The sequence below is a fragment of the Emticicia sp. genome (assembly GCF_049241225.1).
GTDB lineage: Bacteria > Bacteroidota > Bacteroidia > Cytophagales > Spirosomataceae > Emticicia.
In genome coordinates, this window is sequence record NZ_JBMLRC010000046.1 from 1 (window position 1) to 1,405 (window position 1,405).

The 1,405-nt window shown below is 36.7% G+C and carries 1 protein-coding gene and 1 pseudogene; one reads left to right on the forward strand and one right to left on the reverse strand.

Going from position 1 to position 1,405, the window contains the following annotated elements; translation table 11 throughout:
* Positions 1-615 (forward strand): annotated as a pseudogene (locus ACOVO2_RS03065) (amidohydrolase); the annotation flags it as partial.
* A 134-nt stretch (positions 616-749) separates the two neighbouring features.
* On the opposite strand, the gene ACOVO2_RS03070 reads toward ACOVO2_RS03065, so the two are convergent.
* The gene (locus tag ACOVO2_RS03070) at positions 750-1,154 is read right to left on the reverse strand and encodes a hypothetical protein (protein WP_421768561.1); all 405 of its coding nucleotides are present in this window, start codon (positions 1,152-1,154) and stop codon (positions 750-752) included.
* Positions 1,155-1,405 lie beyond the last annotated feature (251 nt).

Consider the following 1,405-nt stretch of genomic DNA (forward strand, 5'->3'; position numbering starts at 1 on the left):
GGTCATTTTAATAAGCCAATTGCCGATGCAATGTATCAGAATATCAAGCGTGTAGGTTTGCCACAATGGTCGGAAGAAGACCAAATGTTGGCCAAAGCTGCTCAAAAAGAGCTAAAAGCACCCAAAGCTGATGGTTTAGCCATGAAGCTCGATACTATGAGCGAGCCAGTTTATTCGCCAAATATTGTTCGTCAAGGTGGCTCCGATGATATTGCCGATATTTCGTGGTCTTTGCCAACGGTGGTTTTGCGTTACCCATCAAATATGCCAGGAATGCCAGGACATCATTGGGCAAATGCCATCACGATGGCCACTCCGATTGCCCACAAAGGTTGTACAGCAGGAGCAAAAGCCGAGGCACTAACGATTTTGGATATGCTTTTCAAGCCTGAAATTATCAAAAATGCTTGGGAATACTACAACAAAGAGCAAACGAAAGAAATCAAATATACGCCACTTATCTCGAAAGATGATAAACCAGCGATTCAGTTGAATAAAGAAATCATGGAGAAATTTCGCCCAGAAATGAGCAAATATTATTATGATTCAACGAAATATAAAACGTATTTGGAGCAACTCGGAATCAAATATCCGACTGTGAGAGCAGAGAAATAAAAGTGGGCAGTCGTCAGTTTTCAGTCCACAGTTGGCAAGTTGCCAATCGTTTTTAGCCGTTTAGTCGAATAATCAATTTATTTTGACTTCAAATTGCCAATTGTGGACTGTTAACTGTGGACTGAAAACTACATTCAATCTTCTGGAAAAGGAATAAAAATAAATCCTGCAAATTCGGCTTCGATTACGAACAAACAACAGTATTCATCGGCGTTTTTGTAGTTTTCTTTGAAAAGCTCAATAGATTCTTCTCCGATGAGTTTACGCTGTACGAATTCATCCAAAAATGACGCTTTGTAATCGAATTGTGTATCAAAATCAAGTCTTGTAAAAAGCATTTGTCCAACCTCAACTAAAGTTCGATTGACCACAAAAATCGGATAGTCAGAAAAACCACGCTTACGGATTTGATAAGATGCTTCTTTCAGATGGTCGGATACTTTTATAAAATCGGCCGCCACTTGACTCATAATTTTTTGGTCGAGTTCGGGCGAGTTTACATCATCTAAAATTGTATTTTCGTTTGAGTGTGAAGTCATTTTATTTTATATTTGTAAATGTCTGATAATTAATGAATTATGGCTAACTCTAATAGCTTGTTATAATTCTGTTGCAAAGTTAAAAACTTCTAAAATTAAAGTCAAAATTCCATTTCTTTCTAACCATAAATTTAGCTGATTAATTCATTTTTTGTGAAAGTAACGAATTAAATAAGGCTTTTTTTCGTTAATTAATTTCAAGCCACGAAAGTTTACTACCTACCTATAAGTTTCAATACGGTTTGTTCTGC

Excerpts from the sequence above, each read along its gene's own strand:
- ACOVO2_RS03070 (WP_421768561.1), bottom strand. The coding sequence starts at position 1,154 with ATGACTTCACACTCAAACGAAAATACAATTTTAGATGATGTAAACTCG.